General features: G+C 72.4%; 2 protein-coding genes. Both read right to left on the reverse strand.

Annotated features, from left to right (window positions below):
- Window positions 1-80 precede the first annotated feature (80 nt).
- Entirely contained in the window at window positions 81-548 is a 468-nt protein-coding gene (locus EHS43_RS45005) for a hypothetical protein (protein ID WP_260471028.1), read from the reverse strand.
- A gap of 95 nt (window positions 549-643) precedes the next feature.
- Window positions 644-988 carry a DUF1330 domain-containing protein gene (locus EHS43_RS45010; RefSeq protein WP_125196102.1) on the reverse strand — a complete coding sequence of 115 codons (345 nt, stop codon included), beginning with the start codon at window positions 986-988 and terminating at the stop codon, window positions 644-646.
- Between the last annotated feature and the right edge of the window lie 98 nt (window positions 989-1086).

Below are 1086 nucleotides of genomic sequence, written 5' to 3' on the forward strand. Positions count from 1 at the left end.
CCCAAGAGCACTGGGGGCGAGAGCAGTTGCTGAACACAGGCCGACGGCAGGTCGCGAACAGAAGCTAGCGGACGACCAGTTCAGCGGTGGCCGAAGGGGCCCGGAGAGCGAGAGGCTCCCAAACCGCCTGGGCCGCCCACACCGCCCACACCGCCCGTGCCGGACTGTCGCCACGGGCCCGAGGGGGGTTGAGGGGTCGGACGGGGCTCCTGGTCCGGGCTCTGGTTCTCGCCCTCGTCCTCGGTGTCGCGCGCCTCCTGCCAGGCTCCGAAGCGCTCTCCCGCCTCGCGGGCCTCCGCCTCCGTGCGCAGCTCGCCCGCGCGGCGGATCTTGTCGGCGCCGGAGAACAGTGCCGCGGTGTACTCCGGGTCGGTGAAGGCCTGTTCGGCGGTGAGATCGCCGCGCAGCACCCCGCCCGCCATCTCCCGCAGTTTCGGATCGGGCCCGGTGCTCAGGGTGCGCAGCGCGCGGAGCAGGCTGCGGGCCCGCTCCTCGTCCTTCGCGACGCCCAACAACTCCGCCTGGTCCACTTCACGTCCGTCCGGCACCCGAACCTCCCCCTCCCGTACGCCAGTCGGCCCCAGTATCCAACAGCCGCACACGCCAGGCCACGGCAGTCGGCAGTCGGCAGGGGGGACGCCCCTCACGAGGCGAACGCGTCCCGCATCGCCTTCGCGGTGACCGCGGGGTCGTACCCGTCGGGAACTCCCTCGACCACGACGATGTCGCCCTCGATGTGCCGCGAGCGCAGCGGTGCGATCTCCCGGTACGCGGCGGAGTCCCACCAGGCCCGCGCCTCCGCGAGTCCGGGGAACCCGATCACGACGACATGCCCGGGCCAGCCGCCCTCCTTCACCTCGTGCTGCGCGCCGTGCACGAGGAAGCGCCCGCCGTACGGCTCGAAGGTGGCGGTGATGCGCTCGATGTACTCGGCGATCTCCGGATGCGGCGCGGCTTCCCGCAGGTGGGCGATGGCGTAGGCGGTCATGGTGTCCTCCGGTCGGCTGGACTCGGCTCGGCTCGCTCCGTACGCGGACGAGCCTGGCACGCACACCGGACCGGGGTCGATTACCCGAGGGGTAAGCG

It is taken from the genome of Streptomyces sp. RP5T (assembly GCF_003933965.1).
GTDB lineage: Bacteria > Actinomycetota > Actinomycetes > Streptomycetales > Streptomycetaceae > Streptomyces.

Excerpts from the sequence above, each read along its gene's own strand:
- EHS43_RS45010 (WP_125196102.1), bottom strand. The coding sequence starts at position 988 with ATGACCGCCTACGCCATCGCCCACCTGCGGGAAGCCGCGCCGCATCCG.